Source organism: Roseisolibacter agri, assembly GCF_030159095.1.
In the GTDB taxonomy this organism is placed as follows: Bacteria; Gemmatimonadota; Gemmatimonadetes; order Gemmatimonadales; family Gemmatimonadaceae; genus Roseisolibacter; species Roseisolibacter agri.
This window is the reverse complement of the sequence record NZ_BRXS01000006.1, coordinates 32,988-51,243: the sequence shown is the minus strand read 5'-3', so window position 1 is coordinate 51,243 and position 18,256 is coordinate 32,988. Positions and strand designations below refer to the sequence as shown.

Genomic DNA, 18,256 nt, shown 5'->3' with positions numbered 1-18,256 from the left:
ATGACGCCGACCCCGACTCTCGCCGCCCCCGTGCACGACCCGTCCGCCCCGACCGCGCCCGGCTCCTCCGTCCAGGAGGGCCGGGCCGTCGACGTATCGGTGCTCGTCCCCGCCAAGGACGAGGCGGAGAACCTCCCCCTGTTCATGGAGCAGGCGGCCGCCGCCTTCGCCGCCGACCCGGGCGTCCGCTACGAGGTCGTCGTCGTGGACGACGGGTCCGACGACGACACGTGGGCCGTTCTCCAGCAGCTCGCCACGCGCTACCCGTTCCTGCGCATGGCGCGCCACCGCGCGCGGCGCGGGATCGCGGACGGGCTGCGCACCGGGTACCTGCACGCGCGCGGCGACACGCTGGTGTTCTACCCGGCCGACCTGCAGTTCAAGCCCGAGGACATCCCGCGGCTCGTCGCCCCGATTCTCGCCGGCGAGAGCGACATGGTCACGGGCTTCAAGCAGGGGAAGTACGAGAAGGCGTTCGTCTCGCGCATCTACAACCGGCTCAGTCGCGCGCTGTTCGACGTGCGCGTGAAGGACCTGAACAACGTCAAGGCGTACCGCCGCGAGATCATGGCCGGGCTGCCGATCCGCCCGGACTGGCATCGCTACATGATCGTGATCGCCGCCGCGCAGGGGTACAGCGTCTCCGAGATCCCGGTGCCGCTGTATCCGCGCCACGCGGGCCGCTCGAAGTTCGGCATCGGACGCATCCCCGTGGGCGTGCTCGACATGCTCTCGGTCTGGTTCGAGCTCCGCTTCGGCCGCAAGCCGCTCCTCCTGTTCGGCATGGCGGGGGCCGGCCTGTTCGCGCTCGGCGTGCTGCTCGGCCTTGGCGCGCTCGCGTGGCTGGCTGCGACCGGCGTCGGGCTGCGCTGGGTGTGGACGATCGTCACGACGTGCGTGATCGTCGGCGTCGTGCTCTTCGTGGGCGGCCTGCTCGGGGAGCTGATCGCGGGCATGCGCGCGGAGCTCGCGGAGTTGCGGCGGGAGCTGGACGAGTCGCGCGCCGCGCGGACCGTCCGCCCGCCCGACGGCGCGCGCTGACCGCTCGGCGGCGACCGGCCGGCCGGTGCGCGTCCTCTTCGTGGCGCACTCGTACCCGCGGCACGCGGGTGACCTCGCGGGCTCGTTCCTGCTCCGCCTCGCCGTCGCGCTGAAGGGCGAGGGCGTCGACGTTCGCGTGCTCGCGCCGGCCGCGGCGGGGCTCGCGCTCGAGGACGTGATCGAGGGAGTCCAAGTCCGGCGCTTTCGCTACGCGCCGCGCTCGTGGGAGACGCTCGCGTACACGGGCGCGATGGCGGAGGAGGCGCGCGGCAGCGCGCGCGGACTGCTGGCGCTCGCGGGCCTCGTCGCGTCGGGCGCGCGCGCGATCCGTCGCGAGGTGCGCGAGTGGCGCCCGGACGTCGTGCACGCGCACTGGTGGTTTCCAGGCGGGTTGTCGGCGGCGCTGCCCGGCGGGCGCGGACGAACCCCGCTCGTGGTGACGATGCACGGCTCGGACGTGCGGCTGGCCGCGGGCGTCGGTCCCGCCCGGACGCTGTTCGCGCGCGTCGTCCGGCAGGCGTCGGCGGTGACCGCCGTGTCCCGCTGGCTGCGCGAGCAGGCGATCGAGATGGCCCCGGGACTCGCGTGCGACGTCGCGCCGATGCCCGTCGACGTCGCACGGTTCGCGCTCCCGGAGCCCGGCACGCCGCGCGATGGGCTGCTGTTCGTCGGCCGGTTGACGGCGCAGAAGGGTGTCGACGCACTGCTCCAGGCCCTCGCGCGGGCAGCCGGCGCGACGACGCTGACGATCGTCGGCTCCGGTCCCGAGGAGGCGGCGCTGCGCGCGTTAGCAGATCGCCTGGGTGTCGCGTCGCGCGTCCGCTGGGTGCCGAGCCAGCCGCAGGAGCGCCTTGGTGCCCTGTACGGGGCGGCACAGGCGCTCGTCATCCCGTCGCGCGAGGAGGGACTCGGCCTCGTGGCCGTCGAGGCGCAGCTGTGCGGCACGCCGGTGATCGCGTTCGCGTCCGGCGGGCTGGTCGACGTCGTCCACCACGAGCGGGACGGCCTGCTCGTTCCCGCCGGCGATGTCGACGCGCTCGCGACGGCGATCGGTGCGGTGCTCGGCGACTCGGCACTCGCGCGGCGACTGGGATCCGCGGGGCGCGATGCAGCGCTGACGTCGTTCGCGCCGTCCGCGGTGGCGGCGCGCTACCGCACGATCTACGAGCACGCTCTGGCGGCGCGATGAGCACGTCCACCGGGCCCGCCCGCGCGAGCGCGCGCCGCACGGCGATCTGGCTCGCGACGCTCGCCGTCGTCGCACTCGTGCTCTGGCGCGCTGCCGATCAGCTGAGCGGGCAGTGGGACGAGGTGCGCATGCGCGCCGGCTCGCTCCGGCCGGAGTGGCCGCTCGTGCTCGCGTCCGCCGCGCTCGTGCTGGCGACGTACGCGCTGCTCGTGCACGCGTGGCGCACGCTGGTCGCCGCCTGGGGCTCACGGCTCGCGTTCTGGCCGGCGTCGCGCATCTGGGCCGTCTCCAACCTCGGGCGCTACCTCCCGGGCAAGGTCTGGTCGATCGCCGCGATGGGGCTCCTCTCGCGGCAGGCCGGCGTCTCGGCCGGCGCCGCGTCCGGCGCTGCGGTCGCGGGGACGCTCGTCAACCTGGCGGCCGGGTTCGCGGTCATGCTGCTGGCCGGCCTGCCGGTGCTCCGCTCGGTGGCCCCCGGGGGCGCCGGCGCCGCTGTCGCGATCGCGGTCGCCGCGACCATCGGGCTCGTGCTGCTGCCCGTCGCGCTCACGCCGGCGCTCCGCCTGATGGCGCGGCTGCTCAAGCGGGAGGTCCCCGTCCGCGACGCGCCCGCGCGCGTGCTCTGGCTGGTGGTGCTGAGCAACGTCGCCGCGTGGGTCGGCTACGGCGTTGCCTTCCGCCTGCTCGCGCTCTCGCTCGCGCCCGCCTCCGCTGGTAATTGGCTGGAGTACGTCGCAGTTTTCACCGGCTCCTACCTCGCGGGCTACCTCGCGCTCGTCATCCCCGGAGGGATCGGCGTGCGAGAGGTCGCGATGGTCAGCTCGCTCACCGCCCTCGGCCTCACGACCCCGGTGGAGGCCTGGCTGCTGGCCTTCGTATCCCGTCTGTGGCTGACCGTGCTCGAGGTGGCGCCCGGGCTGCTGTTCCTCGCGCGCGACGCCTCGCTCCGCTTCCCGCCTTCCCGTACCGATGTCCCGTCCTGACCCCGCCGTGAGCGCCGACGCGACGCCGGCCGCGACGCACGGCGCCGCCGCGTCGCCGCGCACGTCCGCCGCGCGTGCCGGCCGCCGTGACGAGGTGGCCGAGCCGGTCCTCGCGACGCCCGCGCGCCCGACGCTCTGGGCGGCCGCGACGTACGCCATCGCCACGCTGCTCCTGGCCTGGCCGGCGCTGCTCGGCCAGTTCCTGGTCAACCCGCGGAGCGACCAGTACATCGCCGGCTACGCGTTCCGCGAGTTCGCCGCGTCGTTCATGCGCGAGACGGGGTCGTTCCCGCTCTGGAACCCGTACCTGTTCGGCGGGATGCCGTACGTCGCCGCGATGCACGGCGACATCTTCTATCCCACGTTCCTGCTGCGCCTCGTGCTGCCGGCCGACGCGGGCATGACGTGGGGCATGATCCTGCACGTGTTCCTCGCGGGGCTGTTCACTTTCGCGTTCCTCCGCGCGGTGGGCCTCGGCTTCTTCGGCGCGCTCGTCGGCGGCCTCGCGTACATGCTGGGCGGGAACGTCGCGGGCCTCGTCTCGCCGGGACACGACGGCAAGATCTTCATCTCGGCGCTGCTGCCCCTGGTGCTGCTGATGGTGCACCGCGGCACCCGCAACGGCCGCGCCTGGGCGTGGGGCGGGCTCGCGCTCGGCGTCATGCTCGCGGTGCTGACGCCGCACCCGCAGCTCCTGCAGTACCTGCTGCTCGTCACCGGCGCGTACGCGCTCTTCTGCGCGTTCTCGGCCGGTGGGGAAGGGGGCGCGCTGCCCCGTCCCATGGCGCTCCGTCGTTTAGGCTTCGCAGCCGTCGCGGTCGCGGTCGGGATGCTCGGCGGCGCCGTGCAGTTCTGGCCCGTCCTCGAGTACACGCCGTGGTCGCCGCGCGCGGGCGGGAAGGGGTGGGAGCACGCGATCTCCTACTCGATGCCGCCCGAGGAGCTGATCAACACGTACCTGCCGCAGTTCTCGGGGATCCTCGATCACTACACGGGTCGCAACGGCATTCACTTCCACAGCGAGTACATCGGCGCGGCGGTGCTCGTGCTCGCGGGGCTGGCGTTCGGTGTGAGCGCTGCGCGCCGGAAGTTCCTCTGGTTCTGGGTCGCCACGCTCGTGGTGGCGACGCTCTGGGCGCTCGGCGGCCACACGCCCTTCTACCACCTCGTGTACGCGCTCGTCCCGGGAACGAAGTTCTTCCGTGCGCCGAGCACGATGCTGTACGTCGTGTCGTTCAGCGTGGCGGTGCTCGCGGCCATGGGTACCGAGCGCGCGCTCGCGCTGCGCTTCCGGCCGCGTTACCTGATCGCGTGGGTCGCCGTGGCGGCGCTCGTGGCGCTGATGGCGACCGGCGGCATGCTGACCAACGTGGCCGCATCCTTCGCGAACCCGCAGCTCGCGGCGCTGGTCGACCAGAACAGCGGCGCGCTCACGGTAGGCGCGTGGCGGTCGCTGCTCGCGGTCGTCGCGGTCGCCGGTGTCCTCCTGGCGATGCGCCGCGGCACGCTCCCGGCCCGCACGGCCGCCTGGGCGCTGGCGGGCGTGATCGCCATCGACCTCTGGTCCGTGGAGCGTCTGTACTGGCGCTTCTCGCCGCCGGCCGCGCAGCTCTTCGCGAGCGACCCGACGATCGACTTCCTGAGGGCGCAGACGGATTCCGGCCGCGTGATCGCGACGCCGCTGGCGTCCGAGGGGCTGACGCCGCGCGACCCGTTCCTGACTGGCGACGCGCTGATGGTGCACCGCGTGCGCCAGGTGCTCGGCTACCACGGCAACGAGCTCGGTCGCTATCAGCAGCTCTACGGCATCGAGTCGGGCGCGCAGAACATCGCGAACCCGAACTTCTGGCGCCTCGCGAACGTGCGGTTCTTCCTCACGAACACGCCCGAGCTGCCGATCGAAGGGGCGACGCGCGTCGCGGGCCCAGCACGCAACGCGGTCGGCACGATGTCGTACGTCTTCCGTCTGCCGGGCGACAACCCGCCGGCGTGGGTCGCACCGATCGCGGTGAAGGCCCCCGACGAGAGTGTGCTCGCGACCGTGCTCGATCCGCGCTTCGACGTTCGGCGCGCCGCGCTCTTCGACACCGCCGCAGCCGTGCCGACGCAAGACGTCCCGTCGCAACTACCTGCGCCGCTCGACCTGTCGGTGCGCGTGAAGGAGCGCGCGCCGGGGCGCATCGCTCTGACGCTGGACCGTCCGGCACCGGCCGGCGCGGCGCTCGTGGTGTCGGAGAACTTCTATCCCGGCTGGACGGCGACCGCCGACGGCCGTCCCGCGCAGATCGGCCGCGCCGACTACTCGCTCATCGGCGTCGCGCTTCCCACGGGTGCGCGCGAGGTGCTGCTGACGTTCACCAGCCCGCGCGTCGAGACCGGCTTCGCGATCTCGCTCGGCGTCCTCACGCTGTCGCTCCTGGCGATGGGCGCGGGGTTCGCCATGGAGCGTCGCCGCCGTGTCTGAGGCCGCGTCCGCAACGGCAGCAGGGGAACACGCCGGTGCGCGGGCCGAGGGGAACGGCCGCGCGGTCGTGATCGTCCCGACGTACAACGAGCGCGAGAACATCAGCCGGCTGATCGATCAGGTGCTCGCGCAGGACCCGCGCATCGACGTCCTGGTGGTCGACGACAACTCACCGGACGGCACCGGCGCCATCGTCGACGGGATCGCGGCGGTCAACCCGCGCGTCCGCGCGCTCCACCGGGAGAAGAAGCTCGGCCTGGGCACCGCGTATCTCGCCGGCTTTCGCTGGGCGCTCGCGAGCGGGCACTCGTACGTGTTCGAGATGGACGCGGACTTCTCGCACGACCCGGCGCACCTGCCGCAGTTCCTGACGGCCATCCGTGACGCCGACCTCGTGCTCGGGTCGCGCTACCGGTTCGGCAAGGTCACGGTCGTGAACTGGCCGATCACCCGCCTGATCCTCAGCTACTCGGCCAACATCTACGCGCGGCTCGTCACGGGGCTGCAGCTCTTCGACGCGACCGGCGGCTTCAAGTGCTTCCGGCGCGAGGTCCTCCAGGCCATCGACCTCGCGGACGTGCGGTCGAATGGCTACGCGTTCCAGATCGAGATGAGCTTCCGGGCCTGGAAGAAGGGCTTCCGGATCGCCGAGATCCCGATCGTGTTCGTGGACCGGACGGAGGGCGAGAGCAAGATGTCCAAGCGCATCGTCCGCGAGGCCGTCTGGATGGTCTGGCGGCTGCGGTGGTGGGCGATGACGGGCCGGGTCTGACGCGACCGGCCGACTGACGGGGGCGACACGCGATGACCGACCACACCGGGTCGAACGAGGAAGCCGGCCGCGAGTTCTTCAAGCTCTGCGGCTCGGGGAACGACTTCGTCTTCTTCGACGCTCGGGAGCAGCCGGCCGGCGCCCTGGCCGAGCCGGCGACGATCCAGCGGCTCTGTGCCCGCGCGACCGGGATCGGCGCAGACGGCGTGGTCTTCCTGGAGCCGTCGACGGTCGGGGACGTCCGCATGGCGTACTACAACAGCGACGGATCCCGGGCGACGCTGTGCGGCAACGCGACGCTGTGCACGACCAGGCTCGCGGTCGAGCTCGGGATCGTCGAGCCGACCGGCTTCGTGATCGAGACCGACGCCGGCCCGATCCGCGCCCGTCTGGTCCACGACCGGCCCGAGATCGAGATGCCCGCGGTCCGGGAGCTGGTGGCCGACGCGCCCGGCATCGCTGCGGCGGCCGGGGAGGCACGGATCGGGTTCGCGCTCGCGGGCGTCCCGCACCTGGTCGTCCGGGTGGCCGACGTGGCCGAGGTGGACCTGGATGCGCGAGGCCGGGCGCTGCGGTTCGACCCGACGCTCGCGGCCGGCGCCAACGTGAACTTCGTGTCACCGTCGCCGGCCGGGGACGGCTGGCGCATGCGGACCTACGAGCGCGGCGTCGAGGGCGAGACGCTGGCGTGCGGGACCGGTGCGGTCGCGTGTGCGGCCATGCTCGCCGCCTGGCAGGACGCCGAACGTTCGGCCGTGATCGTGACCAGCTCCGGCCGCGCGCTCGAGGTGCGGCAGCCGGCGACGGCCGGCGTGGGGCCGACGCTGGCGGGCGAGGGGCGGATCGTCTTCCGCGGCCGCCTGGGCGATCTGGGCTGAGGATCACTGGCGCCTGAATGGCGCCGCCTGAACGCGGGGGATGGAGCCAGAGCAGTTCTCCCCACAGCTATCCACAGTCGCACTTTACATAACATATATTATACGAGCACTGCACCCGACAGCCGGGCGACAGGAGCAGCCCTCGCAGAGCCTCGAATCTGCGCCCGGAACGACGAAGACGGTCCCCCGCGCCCGTGCGCGAAGGACCGTCTGGGTGCTCACATCGGGCGCGCCGCGCAGGTCGGAGCGGCCCCTCCGCGACCCAGCCGATGGTCGGGTGCGGAGGCCGGAAGCGCTCAGCTGGCGGGCTTGGCGGCGACCTCGCCCATGCGCACGCGGGCCTCGTCGGCCAGCGGGCTGGACTCGTTCTTGGCCAGCTCCGCCCAGATCTTCCGCGCGGCCTCGGCGTTGCCGGCCGCCTGATAGGCTCGCGCCGCGCTCGCCCGCAGCTCGTCGCGCTGGCCGGCCGCGGCCGCCTGAGCTGCCTCCTCGTAGAGCTTGGCCGCGTCCGCCGGCTTGCCGAGCCCCTCGTAGCCGCCGGCCATCAGGACCTTGGCGCTGTTCCGGAGCGCCGGCGGTGCGTCGTCGGCGCCCTTCAGGACGTCGATGCCCGCCTGGTACTTGCCCTGCTCGTACATGACCTGCGCCAGAAGGAGCTGAGCCTGCGCACCGCCGGCCGTGCCGTCGTACCGGTCGGCGACCGCCTTCAGCTCGCGCTCCGCGCCCGCGAGGTCGTTCTGGGCGATCGGCGCCTGGGCCTGGAAGTAGGCCTGCTCCGCTCGGCTGTTCTTGCTCGCCGCCGCGTTGCGCCAGAAGAACGTGCCGGCCGCGAGCGCGACGATCGCGAGCGCGCCGATGGCCACCGGACGGCTGTGGTCGCGGAGCCAGTCGGTGAGGTTCTCGGTGGCGTCGTCCAGCGAGCCGGACGAGGAAGCGAGGCGGGACGTGGAGGCCATGGAAACGCACGAAGGGGTGATCGCCGGCCGGCGCGTCGCGCACCGGATGCCCTCGGCAGGACTCGAACCTGCGGCCAACGGTTTAGGAAACCGCTGCTCTATCCACCTGAGCTACGAGGGCGAGGGGCCGAGCTCGGCCTGGGTCGAGCGGCTAAGCCTTTGAAATTAGCGGCATTGCCCTGTGCCCGCCAAGGGAGCCTCGGGAGCGGCCCCCGCCTCGCAGCCGTTCAGAGTCGCAGCACGCTCCGCACCGCCCGGCCCTCCAGGCGCCGCTCGCCGTCCAGGAATCCGAGCGTCAGCAGGAACGCGCAGCCGACGACCATCCCGCCGACCGCCTCCACCAGCCGGCAGGCCGCCTCCGCGGTCCCTCCAGTGGCGAGGACGTCGTCGACGACGAGCACGCGGTCGCCGGGACAGGCGTCGACGTGGGCCTCGAGCGTGTCGGTGCCGTACTCGAGCGCGTACTCGACCCTGCGGCGGTCGTACGGGAGCTTGCCCGGCTTCCGGAGCGGCACGAAGCCCACGCCGAGGTGCTGCGCGACCGGCGCGCCGAGGATGAAGCCCCGGCTCTCGATCCCGGCGACGCGGGTGATCCCCTCCCCCCGGTACCAGTCCGCCATCGCCTCGGTCGTGTCGCGGAAGAGCGCGCCGTCGGCCAGCACGGGCGTCACGTCCTTGAAGATGATACCGGGCTTCGGAAAGTCCGGCACGTCACGCAGCCGCGCGAGCAGCCGCGTCGCCAGGTCCGCTGCCGGGGTCACGGTCATCGCTGGATCCTTGAGGAGGAACGAGGGCGGTCCCGTCGCGCTCAGGGCCGCGGGCCGCGCACGATCTCGAACGAGTCACCCACGGCGGGCGATGCGGCGGCCTCGCCCAGCTCGACCAGGCGATCGACGCGCGCGTGCGGCGGTCCCTCCGCCAGCCGGGTGCGCAGGGTCGCGAGCGCGGTCGCGTCGCCGGCGGCCAGCACTTCCACCGAGCCGTCGGGAAGGTTGCGCACCCAGCCCGAGAGGCCGAGCCCCACCGCGGCCTCACGGACGAACCAGCGGAAGCCGACGCCCTGCACCCGGCCCTCGACCCGGACGTGCACCGAGTCGGGACGGTCCGCCGGCGGGTCGCTCACGACTGCCAGCCGTGCGCCCCGAGCAGCGGGACGAAGCGCACCGGCCCCACGTCGCGGCGCTCGAGCGCGCCGTTCCGCTTGGTGAACACGCACAGCGTCTGCTCGTCACGGGTACCGATCGGGATGACGAGTCTCCCGCCCTCCGCCAGCTGCTCGGCGTACGGGAGCGGGACGTCGGGCGACGCCGCCCCCACGACGATGCCGTCGTACGGCGCGTAGTCGCGCCATCCCAACGTGCCGTCGCCCAGGAGGAGCGAGACGTTGCGCACGTCGAGCTGCGCGAGGATCTCGCGGGCCCGGTCGAGGAGCGCCGGCACACGCTCGATCGAGAAGACCTGCGCGGCCAAGTGCGACAGCAGCGCCGTCTGGTAGCCCGAGCCCGTGCCGACCTCGAGCACCCGCTCGCGACCGGTCAGCCGCAGCTCCTGCAGTGATCGCGCATGCACCGTCGGCTGCGAGATCGTCTGACCGTTCCCGATGGGGAGCGCCGCGTCCTCGTAGGCGCGGTGGGCGACGCCGGTCGGGACGAACGCGTGGCGCGCTACCATGTCGAACGCGCGCAGCACCGCGAGATCGGTGATCCCGTTGGCCTGCAGCGTCTCGATGAGCCGCCGCCGCGCCCCCCGGAACTCGGGGCCTACAGCTCCCGCCACCAGGACCCCGCGCTGGAGAGACGATCATAGTGCGTGAGGTCGAGGTGCAGCGGCGTCACGGAGACGTACCCGTCGCGCACCGCCTGGAAGTCCGAATCCGGCTCGCCGCGCCACTCGGCCGATCCGCCGCCGATCCAGTAGATCGGGCGACCCCAGGGATCGTTCATCGGCGTGATCGAGTTCGAGTAGACCCGGCGGCCCAGGCGCGTGAGCCGGACGCCCTTCACCTGGTCGGGCGGGACGGGCGGCAGGTTCACGTTGAGCAGCGTGTCACGCGGGAAGTCGGGCAGCGACAGCAGATGCTTGAGGAGCGACGACAGCAGGTCCGCCTGCGCGGCGAGTCGCGCCGGATCCGCGCGCAGGTCGCCCCAAGCGTACGAGACCGCGATCGCGGGGATGCCGAGCGAGAGGCCCTCCATCGCGGCGGCCACGGTGCCGGAATAGAGGACGTCCTCCCCCATGTTCTGACCGTGGTTCACGCCGCTGAGCACGAAGTCCGGCCGCTCCGGCAGCAGCGCCTCGACGGCGAGCATCACGCAGTCGGTGGGCGTCCCGTCCACCTGCCAGCGGCGGTCGCCGCGCTGCACGGGGCGCAACGGATGGTGCAGCGTGAGCGAGTGGCTGGTCGCGCTCTGCTCGCGGTCGGGGGCGACGACGAACACCTCGCCGAGCGGCTCCGCGGCGCGGGCCAGCGTCTCCAGACCGGTGGCGAGGATGCCATCGTCGTTCGTGCACAGCAGACGCATCGCGAGCGGATCTCCAGGACGGCCAGGCGGGTCGGGACGCCGCCGGCCCGTCGGCCGCCGGCGCGTGCGGGGCGAATCTAACGGGTCGGCGTCTCGGTCGCGCTCGCCGGCTCCGCCACCGGTTCCGCGATCGTCTCTGCAGGCTCAGCGACCGCCGGCGGCGTGAGCGGCACGCGTCCCTCGAGCACGTCGACGATCGCGCGCAGCTCGCGCTCGATCGAGTCGACCGTCTCGCGCGCGAGTGAGGCGCGCGCGGCCGAACGGAGGCTCCCGCCCTTCCGCTGCGCGTCGAGCTGCTGGCGGGCGCCGTCGATCGTGTACTTCTCCGTGTACAGCAGGTGCTTCACGAAGAGGATCAGCTCCACCTCGCGCCGCGCGTACACGCGGTTGCCCGAGCGGTTCTTCGCCGGGCTCAGCACCTTGAACTGCGTCTCCCAGTAGCGGAGCACGTGCGGCTTGAGGTCGGTCAGCTCGCACACCTCGCCGATGCTGAAGAACTCCTGCACCGGCTCGCGCCGCGCTTCCGCGCCGCGACGACGGGGCCCCTCCACCTCAGTCCTGCTCCGCGCGCAGCGCGCGCGTCATCAGCTCCGCCGCGGCCTGCCGCACGGGGGTCCCCTCGAACAGGATGCGGTGCACTGCCTCGACGATCGGCATCTCGACGTCGAGCCGCGCCGCGAGCGCACGCGCGCTCTGCGTGTTGAGGATGCCCTCGGCCACCGTCTCGCGCGTGGAGATCACCTGCTCGAGCGGGATCCCCTTCCCGATCTCGACGCCGACCGAACGGTTGCGGCTCAGCGAGCCGGTGCACGTCAACACGAGGTCTCCGAGCCCGGCGAGGCCCGCGAACGTCGCGGGACGCGCGCCGAGCGCCACGCCGAGACGCGTCATCTCGGTGAGGCCGCGCGTGATGAGCGCCGCGCGCGAGTTGAAGCCGAGCCCGAGGCCCTCGATGATCCCGGTGGCGACCGCCATCACGTTCTTCAGCGCGCCGCCCAGCTCGACGCCCGTGACGTCGTCATGGGTGTAGACGCGGAACTCGGGCGAGCTGAGGGCGCGCTGCGCGAGCGCCGCCGCGTCGGGCTGCTCCGACGCCGCCACGATCGCCGTCGGCTGTCGCGCCGCGACCTCCGCCGCGAAGCTCGGCCCCGAGATCGCGACGACGGGTCGACCCGGCACCGCCTCCGCCACGACGTCGGTCATCAGCGCGAAGGACTCGCGCTCGATGCCCTTGGACGCGACCGCGAGCACCGCATCCGGCGCGACTGCGTCTGCGGCGCTCGCCGCGACCGTGCGCAGCACGTGCGACGGCGCCACGTAGACCACGAGCGCCGCGCCGTCGACCGCCGCGCGGAGGTCGGTCGTCGCGCGCAGCGACGGCGCGAGCGCGAAGCCTCCGAGGAAGCGCGGGTTCGCGTGGTGCGTGTTGATCTCCTCGACCACGTCGGGCTCGCGCGCCCAGAGCACGGTCTCGTGTCCGTTGCGGGCGAGGAGGTCGGCCAGCGCAGTCCCCCACGCGCCGCCACCGACCACCGCGGCGCGCACGCCGTTCCCGTTCGTCGGCGCGCTCATCGCGTCGGCCCCTGCGCGGGCTCGTGCGCCGATGCCTCCCGCCGGCGACGGAAGCTGTGCTCCTCGCCGCGCCGCAGCCGGCCGATGTTCGCGCGATGCGACCAGACGACGAACACCGCGACCGCGAGGCCGAGCGCGAACACCGGCGCGCGCACCCCGACGGTCGCCGCGAGCGCGAGGACGAGGGCAAAGGCCGCAGTGATGGAGCCGAGCGAGACGAAGCCGCTCGCCGCGACCACCACGGCGAACGCCAGGATCGCGACGGCCGTCGCGAGCGGGGCGAGCCCGAGGAAGACGCCGGCCGCCGTGGCGACCCCCTTCCCGCCTCCCCCGCCCCGCCCGAGCAGGAACACCGGCTTCACGTGTCCGACGATCGCGGCCAGGCCGTACGCCATCGCCCAGTGCCCCGGCGCGGCGAACCACGTCGGGAACCAGAAGGCGGGCATGAAGCCCTTCAGCGCGTCGAACAGGAAGACCGGCACCCCGATCCTCCAGCCGAGCACGCGCAGCGCGTTCGTCGCGCCGAGGTTTCCCGAGCCGTGAGCCCGGAGATCCACGCCTCGTGCGCGGCCGGCCAGGTAGGCCGCCGGCACGGAGCCGAGGAGGTACGCCGCCACGAGTCCCAGCGCCGGGTGCATGGTGGCTTACTCCCGCACGCGGCGGTGGTCCGTGTCGGGCGCGTTCTTGTGGCGCATCACGATGCGCAGCGGCGCGCCCGTGAAGCCGTACTCCGCGCGGAAGCCGTTGTGCAGGTAGCGGATGTAGTGCTCCGCGACCGCGTCCGGGTTGTTGCCGAAGATCGCGATCGTCGGCGGCGCCGCCGTGACCTGCGTGCCGTACAGGAGGCGTACCTCGCGACCGGCCGCCTGCGGCGGCTGCAGGCGCTGCACCAGCGACTCCAGCGTCTCGTTCACCTGCGACGTCGGGATCCGCTTGCGCCACTCCGACTCGACCTCGACGATCGTCTCGAGCACGCGCGTGACGCGCTGGCCGGTGAGCGCGGAGGTGAAGATCCACGGCACGAAGGCGAGGTACGGGACCTTCTCGATCGCCTCCTTCTTGAACTTGTCGGCGGTCTTCCCGTCCTTCTCCTTCAGGTCCCACTTGTTCACGACCATGATCAGCCCGCGCCCGGCCTCCCACGCCAGCGTCGCGATCTTGAGATCCTGGTTCTCGAGGCCGAGCGTCGCGTCGATCATGAGGACGCAGATGTCCGCGCCCTCGATCGCGCGCCGCGTGCGCAGCGACGAGTAGAACTCGACGCCGTCGTCGATCTTCGACTGGCGGCGCAGGCCGGCGGTGTCGACGAAGATCAGGTCGCGCCCGTGGTAGCGCATGGGCGTGTCGATCGAGTCGCGCGTCGTGCCCGCGACGTCGGTGACGACCAGACGCTCCTCGCCGAGGAGGCGGTTCACGAACGACGACTTGCCGACGTTGGGACGGCCGATGACCGCGACGCGCAGCGCCTCCGGAATCGCCTCGTCCTGGTCGGGCAGGCGCTGCGTGATCTCGTCGAGCAGGTCGCCCGAGTTCGTGCCGTTCGCGGCGGACACTGGGATCGGATCGCCGGCGTTCAGCCGATAGAACTCGTAGAAGTCCGAGCTCTGCGGGTTGTCGACCTTGTTGGCGACGAGCAGGAACGGCTTGCCCGACCCGCGCAGCAGGTCCACCACGCGCGCGTCGCTCGGGTGCACGCCCACGCGCGCGTCGGCGACGAAGAGAAGGAGATCGGCCTCGCCGATCGCCTGCACCACCTGCTTGCGGATCTCGACGTCCATCGGGACCGTCGAGTCCTCCACCAGGCCGCCGGTGTCGACGAGCCAGAAGGAGCGCCCATTCCACTCGACGCGGCCGAAGTGCCGGTCACGCGTGGTGCCCGCCTCCTCGCTGACGATGGCCTGGTGCTGCCCGACGAGACGGTTGAACAGCTGCGACTTGCCGACGTTCGGACGACCGACGAGGGCGACGACCGGAAGACTCATGAATTCCTTGCGGGAGCGATCGCGCGTCAGGCCGCGCTGGACAGCGCCGGCTCGCCTTCGAGCGCGAGCACGTCGATGAAGTCGTACGACGGATAGACGGGCATGGGCAGCGACTCGCGCACGACGACAAACGGCTCGTCGTCGAGGAACACGCCCGAGTCGTTGATGCACTCGGCTGGGATCAGCGCGAGATCGAGATCGTCGCGGCCATCGAGGGCGCGCCGGATGTCCGCGCCGACCAGCAGGCCGGCGGTCGTCGTGGTGGGACCGAAGAGCGAGTTGACCGTGGGGATCAGCTCGAAGTGCGCGCCGGTCTGCCGGGTGAGCTGGTCGAGCAGCGGCGGCATCAGGTCGCCCATCGACACACCGGTGACGACGCCGATGCGCTTTCCCTCGAGCCGCGGCAGCGTCGAGAGCCCCTCGGCCACGCGCTCGCGGAGCGCGGTGACCGCGCCGACGCCGTTCTCGATCTGCGAGAAGTCGCCGTAGTGCTCCGCGTCGGGCAGCTCGCGGCGCGCCAGCAGGTACAGCTCGTCCGAGCCGAACACCCAGCGGTCGCCACGCTCCGCCAGGGCGCGCGCCTCCCACCGCTCCACCGCGTCGAGGATGCGCCCGGAGTTCTCCGCATCCATCGGCTTGCCGGTGTAGAGGTGCGAGAACTGGGTCACGCCCACGGGCACGAGGGCCACCGACAGCACCGCGTCGCCGAGGTTCCAGAGGTCCCGCAGCGAGGCCTCGAGGACGTCGCCATCGTTGAGGCCCGGCACCACGACCATCTGGCAGTGGTACTGGATGCCGCCGTCCTTCAGCCGCGTGAGCTGCTCGATGATGTTCGGGACGCGCGGGTTGTTGAGCAGAACCTTGCGCGCCTCCCACGGCGTCGCATGCACCGAGACGTACAGCGGCGAGAGCCGGTACTCGATGATGCGCTCGAAGTCGCGGTCCTTGAGGTTCGAGAGCGTCGCGAAGTTGCCGTACGCGAACGACAGGCGGTAGTCGTCGTCGCGGACGTACAGCGGCTTCCGCAGCCCCTTGGGCAGCCCCTCGATGAAGCAGAACTCGCAGCGGTTCGCGCAGCGGCGGATCGTGGGCGGCTCGAGCTCCAGGCCGAACGACTCGCCTTCCGGGCGCACGACCTCGAGCGCGACGGTCGCGCCGTCGGGCTGCTTCGCGTCGAGGACGAAGCGGTCGTCGCCGCTGAGGAACTCCCAGTCGATGAAGTCGGCGAGCTCGCGGCCGTTGATGGCGAGCAGCTGCGTGCCGACGACGATGCCCAGTCGATCGGCGAAGCTACCGGGCTGCACTCTCGAGACGCGGACCACTAGGGCGACCTCACGGACACGGAACGGGGGAAGCGCCGGGCGGCTGGCTTCCCCCGCAGAGACTCTGCCGGCCGGCGACCTCGCGTCGGACGGCCCGATGACGCCCACCGTGGCGGGCTCACTGAACCTATGAGGGCACAGGGCCGAAATCAAGCAGCCGCTACGACTTACCTCGCGTCAGGCAACGTTCCCTGCGCGATCAGCGCGGCTGCGGCGCGCATGGCGGACTCGGCCACTTCGATGGACGAGCGCCCCGTCGCGGCGGCCGCGGCCGCCACGTCCTCGAACTCGGGCTTCACACGCGCCCGGCCGTCCGGCGTGCGACTCACCTTCACGCGCACGTGGTGCCCATCCACCGCGATTCGGTGCTCGGCGCGCGCGAGCGCGAGTCGCGCGACGCGCGAGACGCGGACGCCGATCGTGGTGGTGTGCGCGAAGATGCGCGACTCCAGCTGCGGCACGTCCTCGGGTCGCGCGAGCACCTCGAGGCGCGTGCCGGGACGCCCCTTCTTCATCATCGTGGGCAGCAGCACCACGTCGAGCGCGCCCGCCGCACGGATCGCGTCCGCCGCCGCCGCGAGATACTCGCCGCTCATGTCGTCGACGTCAGCGGCGAGCAGCGCGAGCGCCTCGTGATCGGGCACCTGCTCGTCCTCCACCGTTGCAACGTCGGCGAGCACGACGCGGAGCGCGTTGGCGCGGTCGGGAAACTCCTTCGTGCCCGCCCCGAAGCCGCTGCGGCGCGGCACGTACTCGCGTGGTGCCGCGCCCTCCGAGAGCACGCGCGCGAGCGCGGCGCCCGTCGGCGTCACGAGCTCGCCCGCGCCGTCGGGGCCCGGACGCACGCGCAGCCCCTCGAGGATGCGGAGCGTCGCAGGCGCGGGCACCGGCAGCACGCCGTGCGCGGCGCGCACGAAGCCGTCGCCCACCTGGATCGGTCCGCAGAACACGCGCTCGACACCGAGCAGGTGAAGGCCCCACACGCCGCCGACGACGTCGAGGATCGCGTCTACCGCCCCGACCTCGTGCAGGTGCACGCGCTCCACCGTCGTCCCGTGGATCTCCGCCTCCTGCTCGGCAATCAGCGTGAAGACGCGGTCCGCCTGCTCACGCACCGGCTCGGGTACGGCGCCCGCCGCCGCGACGAGCTTGCGGATCTGCGAGAGGTGCCGGCCGTGCGGCTGCGGCGGGATCTCGAAGTCCACCTTCACTGCGCCGATGCCCGCGCGCTGCACGGACCGGACGTCGACGCGCACGCCGTCCAGCCCGAGCGTCGCGGGCAGCGCGCGCAGCCAGTCGGGGTCCAGCCCGACCGCCACGAGCGCGCCCAGGAGCATGTCACCCGCGATCCCGCTGAACGGGTCGAGGATGGCGATGCGCTGCGTCACCCGCGCGCCTCCGCCGCCAGGTCGCTGCTCTCCCGGCGATACGACGCGCCGCTGCCGGTGTTGAACACCACGACCTCCGCGTCACGCGAGAGTCGCCCCTCGCGGACCATGCGGTCGACGACCGCCAGCGCGCAGCCGCCCTCCGGCGCGGCATCGATGCCGGTCGCCGTCGACAGCGCACGCGTCGCATCGCGCGTGACGTCGTCCGGTACCGCGACCGCGTCGCCCGCGCTCTCGCGCAGCACGCGCAGCAGGAGCCGGTCGCCGAGCGGCCCGGGCACGCGCAGGCCGGCCGCGTACGTCACCGGATTCTCCCACGGCTCGGCACGGTCGGCGCCCGCCGCGAAGGCGCGGACGATGGGCGCGCAGCCCGAGCTCTGCGCGACGATCATGCGCGGCATGCGCACGTCCGACCGCAGCCAGCCCCAGTCGCGCATCTCGCCGAGCGCCTTCCAGATGCCGATCGTGCCCTCGCCGCCGCCGGTCGGATAGACGATCGCATCGGGCACGCGGCCGTCGAGCTGCTCGACGACCTCGTAGCCCATCGTCTTCATGCCCTCGACGCGGTACGGCTCGCGGAGCGTGCTGACGTTCATCCAGCCGCTCTCGTTCGCGAACGCGGTCGCGAGCTTGCCGGCGTCGCCGATGTGGCCGTCGATCAGCTGCAGGTCGGCGCCCAGCGCGGCGATCGTCATGAGGATCGCGGGCGGCGTGGTGCGCGGCGCGAAGACCTTCACCGGCAGGCCCGCGGCCGCGGCGTACGCGGCGATCGCGGCGCCGGCGTTGCCCGCGGTCGGAACGACCAGCCCCGCCGCGCCCAGCGCGCGCGCGCGCGTCACGGCCGCGCTCATTCCGCGCGCCTTGAACGACGCCGTCGGGTTGCGCCCCTCGTCCTTGATCCAGAGACGCCGCACGCCTACCTGACGCGCGAGCGACGGCGCGTCGGCCAGCGGCGTCATCCCCTCGCCGAGCGTGACCGGCGTCTCACCGGCGGCGAGCGGCAGGACGGGCGCGTAGCGCCAGAGGCTCCAGTGCGGGGCGCGCGCGTCGACCGCGACGGCGTCGTACTGCGCGAGGAGCGGCTGGCCGCAGGCCGGGCAGACGCCGGCGGGCTGGTCGCCCGGCTGCGCGTAGTCGCAGGCCGAGCAGTGCAGAGTCCAGAGGGGCACGAGTGCGCGGGGTTGAGG

The 18,256-nt window shown here is 72.7% G+C and carries 18 protein-coding genes and 1 tRNA gene; 6 read left to right on the top strand and 13 right to left on the bottom strand.

Features of this window, described 5'->3' with window-relative positions:
• From rosag_RS18555 to dapF, 6 genes are all read left to right on the top strand, one after another.
• Window positions 1-1,041 (top strand): glycosyltransferase family 2 protein, encoded by a 1,041-nt coding sequence (locus rosag_RS18555; protein ID WP_284351665.1) that lies wholly within the window; start codon window positions 1-3, stop codon window positions 1,039-1,041.
• Between the two features lie 25 nt (window positions 1,042-1,066).
• Window positions 1,067-2,230, top strand: a complete 1,164-nt coding sequence (locus tag rosag_RS18550) for a glycosyltransferase (protein ID WP_284351664.1) — start codon at window positions 1,067-1,069, stop codon at window positions 2,228-2,230.
• Complete coding sequence (locus tag rosag_RS18545) at window positions 2,227-3,213, top strand: lysylphosphatidylglycerol synthase domain-containing protein (RefSeq protein WP_284351663.1); 987 nt, start codon at window positions 2,227-2,229, stop codon at window positions 3,211-3,213. The genes rosag_RS18550 and rosag_RS18545 overlap by 4 nt, the downstream gene beginning before the upstream one ends.
• Before the next feature lie 7 nt (window positions 3,214-3,220).
• The gene (locus rosag_RS18540; RefSeq protein ID WP_284351662.1) at window positions 3,221-5,677 is read left to right on the top strand and encodes a glycosyltransferase family protein; all 2,457 of its coding nucleotides are present in this window, start codon (window positions 3,221-3,223) and stop codon (window positions 5,675-5,677) included.
• A gap of 67 nt (window positions 5,678-5,744) precedes the next feature.
• A complete protein-coding gene (locus tag rosag_RS18535) occupies window positions 5,745-6,449 on the top strand; it encodes a polyprenol monophosphomannose synthase (protein ID WP_284351661.1) in 705 nt (234 codons plus the stop codon).
• A gap of 32 nt (window positions 6,450-6,481) precedes the next feature.
• Window positions 6,482-7,327: a diaminopimelate epimerase gene (dapF, locus tag rosag_RS18530; protein ID WP_284351660.1), complete on the top strand. Its 846-nt coding sequence runs from the start codon at window positions 6,482-6,484 to the stop codon at window positions 7,325-7,327.
• Window positions 7,328-7,623: 296 nt separating this feature from the next.
• Here the strand turns inward: dapF and rosag_RS18525 are convergent, their stop codons facing one another.
• From rosag_RS18525 to rosag_RS18465, 13 genes are all read right to left on the bottom strand, one after another.
• Window positions 7,624-8,283, bottom strand: coding sequence for a tetratricopeptide repeat protein (locus rosag_RS18525; protein ID WP_284351659.1), 660 nt, complete (start codon window positions 8,281-8,283; stop codon window positions 7,624-7,626).
• 47 nt (window positions 8,284-8,330) lie between these two features.
• Window positions 8,331-8,404: transfer RNA gene (locus rosag_RS18520), tRNA-Arg, on the bottom strand.
• A gap of 106 nt (window positions 8,405-8,510) precedes the next feature.
• Complete coding sequence (locus tag rosag_RS18515) at window positions 8,511-9,050, bottom strand: adenine phosphoribosyltransferase (protein WP_284351658.1); 540 nt, start codon at window positions 9,048-9,050, stop codon at window positions 8,511-8,513.
• 41 nt (window positions 9,051-9,091) lie between these two features.
• Window positions 9,092-9,406: an acylphosphatase gene (locus tag rosag_RS18510; RefSeq protein ID WP_284351657.1), complete on the bottom strand. Its 315-nt coding sequence runs from the start codon at window positions 9,404-9,406 to the stop codon at window positions 9,092-9,094.
• Window positions 9,403-10,059 carry a protein-L-isoaspartate(D-aspartate) O-methyltransferase gene (locus rosag_RS18505; RefSeq protein WP_284351656.1) on the bottom strand — a complete coding sequence of 219 codons (657 nt, stop codon included), beginning with the start codon at window positions 10,057-10,059 and terminating at the stop codon, window positions 9,403-9,405. Before rosag_RS18505 ends, rosag_RS18510 begins: the two co-directional genes overlap by 4 nt.
• Window positions 10,044-10,805 (bottom strand): 5'/3'-nucleotidase SurE, encoded by a 762-nt coding sequence (surE, locus tag rosag_RS18500; RefSeq protein WP_284351655.1) that lies wholly within the window; start codon window positions 10,803-10,805, stop codon window positions 10,044-10,046. The genes rosag_RS18505 and surE overlap by 16 nt, the downstream gene beginning before the upstream one ends.
• Before the next feature lie 77 nt (window positions 10,806-10,882).
• Window positions 10,883-11,356 carry a MerR family transcriptional regulator gene (locus rosag_RS18495; RefSeq protein WP_284351654.1) on the bottom strand — a complete coding sequence of 158 codons (474 nt, stop codon included), beginning with the start codon at window positions 11,354-11,356 and terminating at the stop codon, window positions 10,883-10,885.
• Between the two features lies 1 nt (window position 11,357).
• Entirely contained in the window at window positions 11,358-12,377 is a 1,020-nt protein-coding gene (locus rosag_RS18490) for an NAD(P)H-dependent glycerol-3-phosphate dehydrogenase (protein WP_284351653.1), read from the bottom strand.
• A complete protein-coding gene (plsY, locus tag rosag_RS18485) occupies window positions 12,374-13,015 on the bottom strand; it encodes a glycerol-3-phosphate 1-O-acyltransferase PlsY (protein ID WP_284351652.1) in 642 nt (213 codons plus the stop codon). The genes rosag_RS18490 and plsY overlap by 4 nt, the downstream gene beginning before the upstream one ends.
• A 6-nt stretch (window positions 13,016-13,021) precedes the next feature.
• Complete coding sequence (der, locus tag rosag_RS18480; RefSeq protein ID WP_284351651.1) at window positions 13,022-14,359, bottom strand: ribosome biogenesis GTPase Der; 1,338 nt, start codon at window positions 14,357-14,359, stop codon at window positions 13,022-13,024.
• Between the two features lie 26 nt (window positions 14,360-14,385).
• Window positions 14,386-15,663, bottom strand: a complete 1,278-nt coding sequence (locus rosag_RS18475; protein ID WP_284351650.1) for a DUF512 domain-containing protein — start codon at window positions 15,661-15,663, stop codon at window positions 14,386-14,388.
• A 185-nt stretch (window positions 15,664-15,848) separates the two neighbouring features.
• Window positions 15,849-17,069: a nickel pincer cofactor biosynthesis protein LarC gene (larC, locus tag rosag_RS18470; protein ID WP_284351649.1), complete on the bottom strand. Its 1,221-nt coding sequence runs from the start codon at window positions 17,067-17,069 to the stop codon at window positions 15,849-15,851.
• Complete coding sequence (locus rosag_RS18465) at window positions 17,066-18,238, bottom strand: threonine synthase (protein WP_284351648.1); 1,173 nt, start codon at window positions 18,236-18,238, stop codon at window positions 17,066-17,068. Before rosag_RS18465 ends, larC begins: the two co-directional genes overlap by 4 nt.
• Window positions 18,239-18,256 lie beyond the last annotated feature (18 nt).

What these genes read in the sequence shown, in the direction of transcription:
- rosag_RS18555 (WP_284351665.1), top strand. Translation starts at nt 1, where the DNA reads ATGACGCCGACCCCGACTCTCGCCGCCCCCGTGCACGACCCGTCCGCC.
- rosag_RS18545 (WP_284351663.1), top strand. Translation starts at nt 2,227, where the DNA reads ATGAGCACGTCCACCGGGCCCGCCCGCGCGAGCGCGCGCCGCACGGCG.
- dapF (WP_284351660.1), top strand. Translation starts at nt 6,482, where the DNA reads ATGACCGACCACACCGGGTCGAACGAGGAAGCCGGCCGCGAGTTCTTC.
- rosag_RS18525 (WP_284351659.1), bottom strand. Translation starts at nt 8,283, where the DNA reads ATGGCCTCCACGTCCCGCCTCGCTTCCTCGTCCGGCTCGCTGGACGAC.
- rosag_RS18515 (WP_284351658.1), bottom strand. Translation starts at nt 9,050, where the DNA reads ATGACCGTGACCCCGGCAGCGGACCTGGCGACGCGGCTGCTCGCGCGG.
- surE (WP_284351655.1), bottom strand. Translation starts at nt 10,805, where the DNA reads ATGCGTCTGCTGTGCACGAACGACGATGGCATCCTCGCCACCGGTCTG.
- rosag_RS18490 (WP_284351653.1), bottom strand. Translation starts at nt 12,377, where the DNA reads ATGAGCGCGCCGACGAACGGGAACGGCGTGCGCGCCGCGGTGGTCGGT.
- plsY (WP_284351652.1), bottom strand. Translation starts at nt 13,015, where the DNA reads ATGCACCCGGCGCTGGGACTCGTGGCGGCGTACCTCCTCGGCTCCGTG.
- der (WP_284351651.1), bottom strand. Translation starts at nt 14,359, where the DNA reads ATGAGTCTTCCGGTCGTCGCCCTCGTCGGTCGTCCGAACGTCGGCAAG.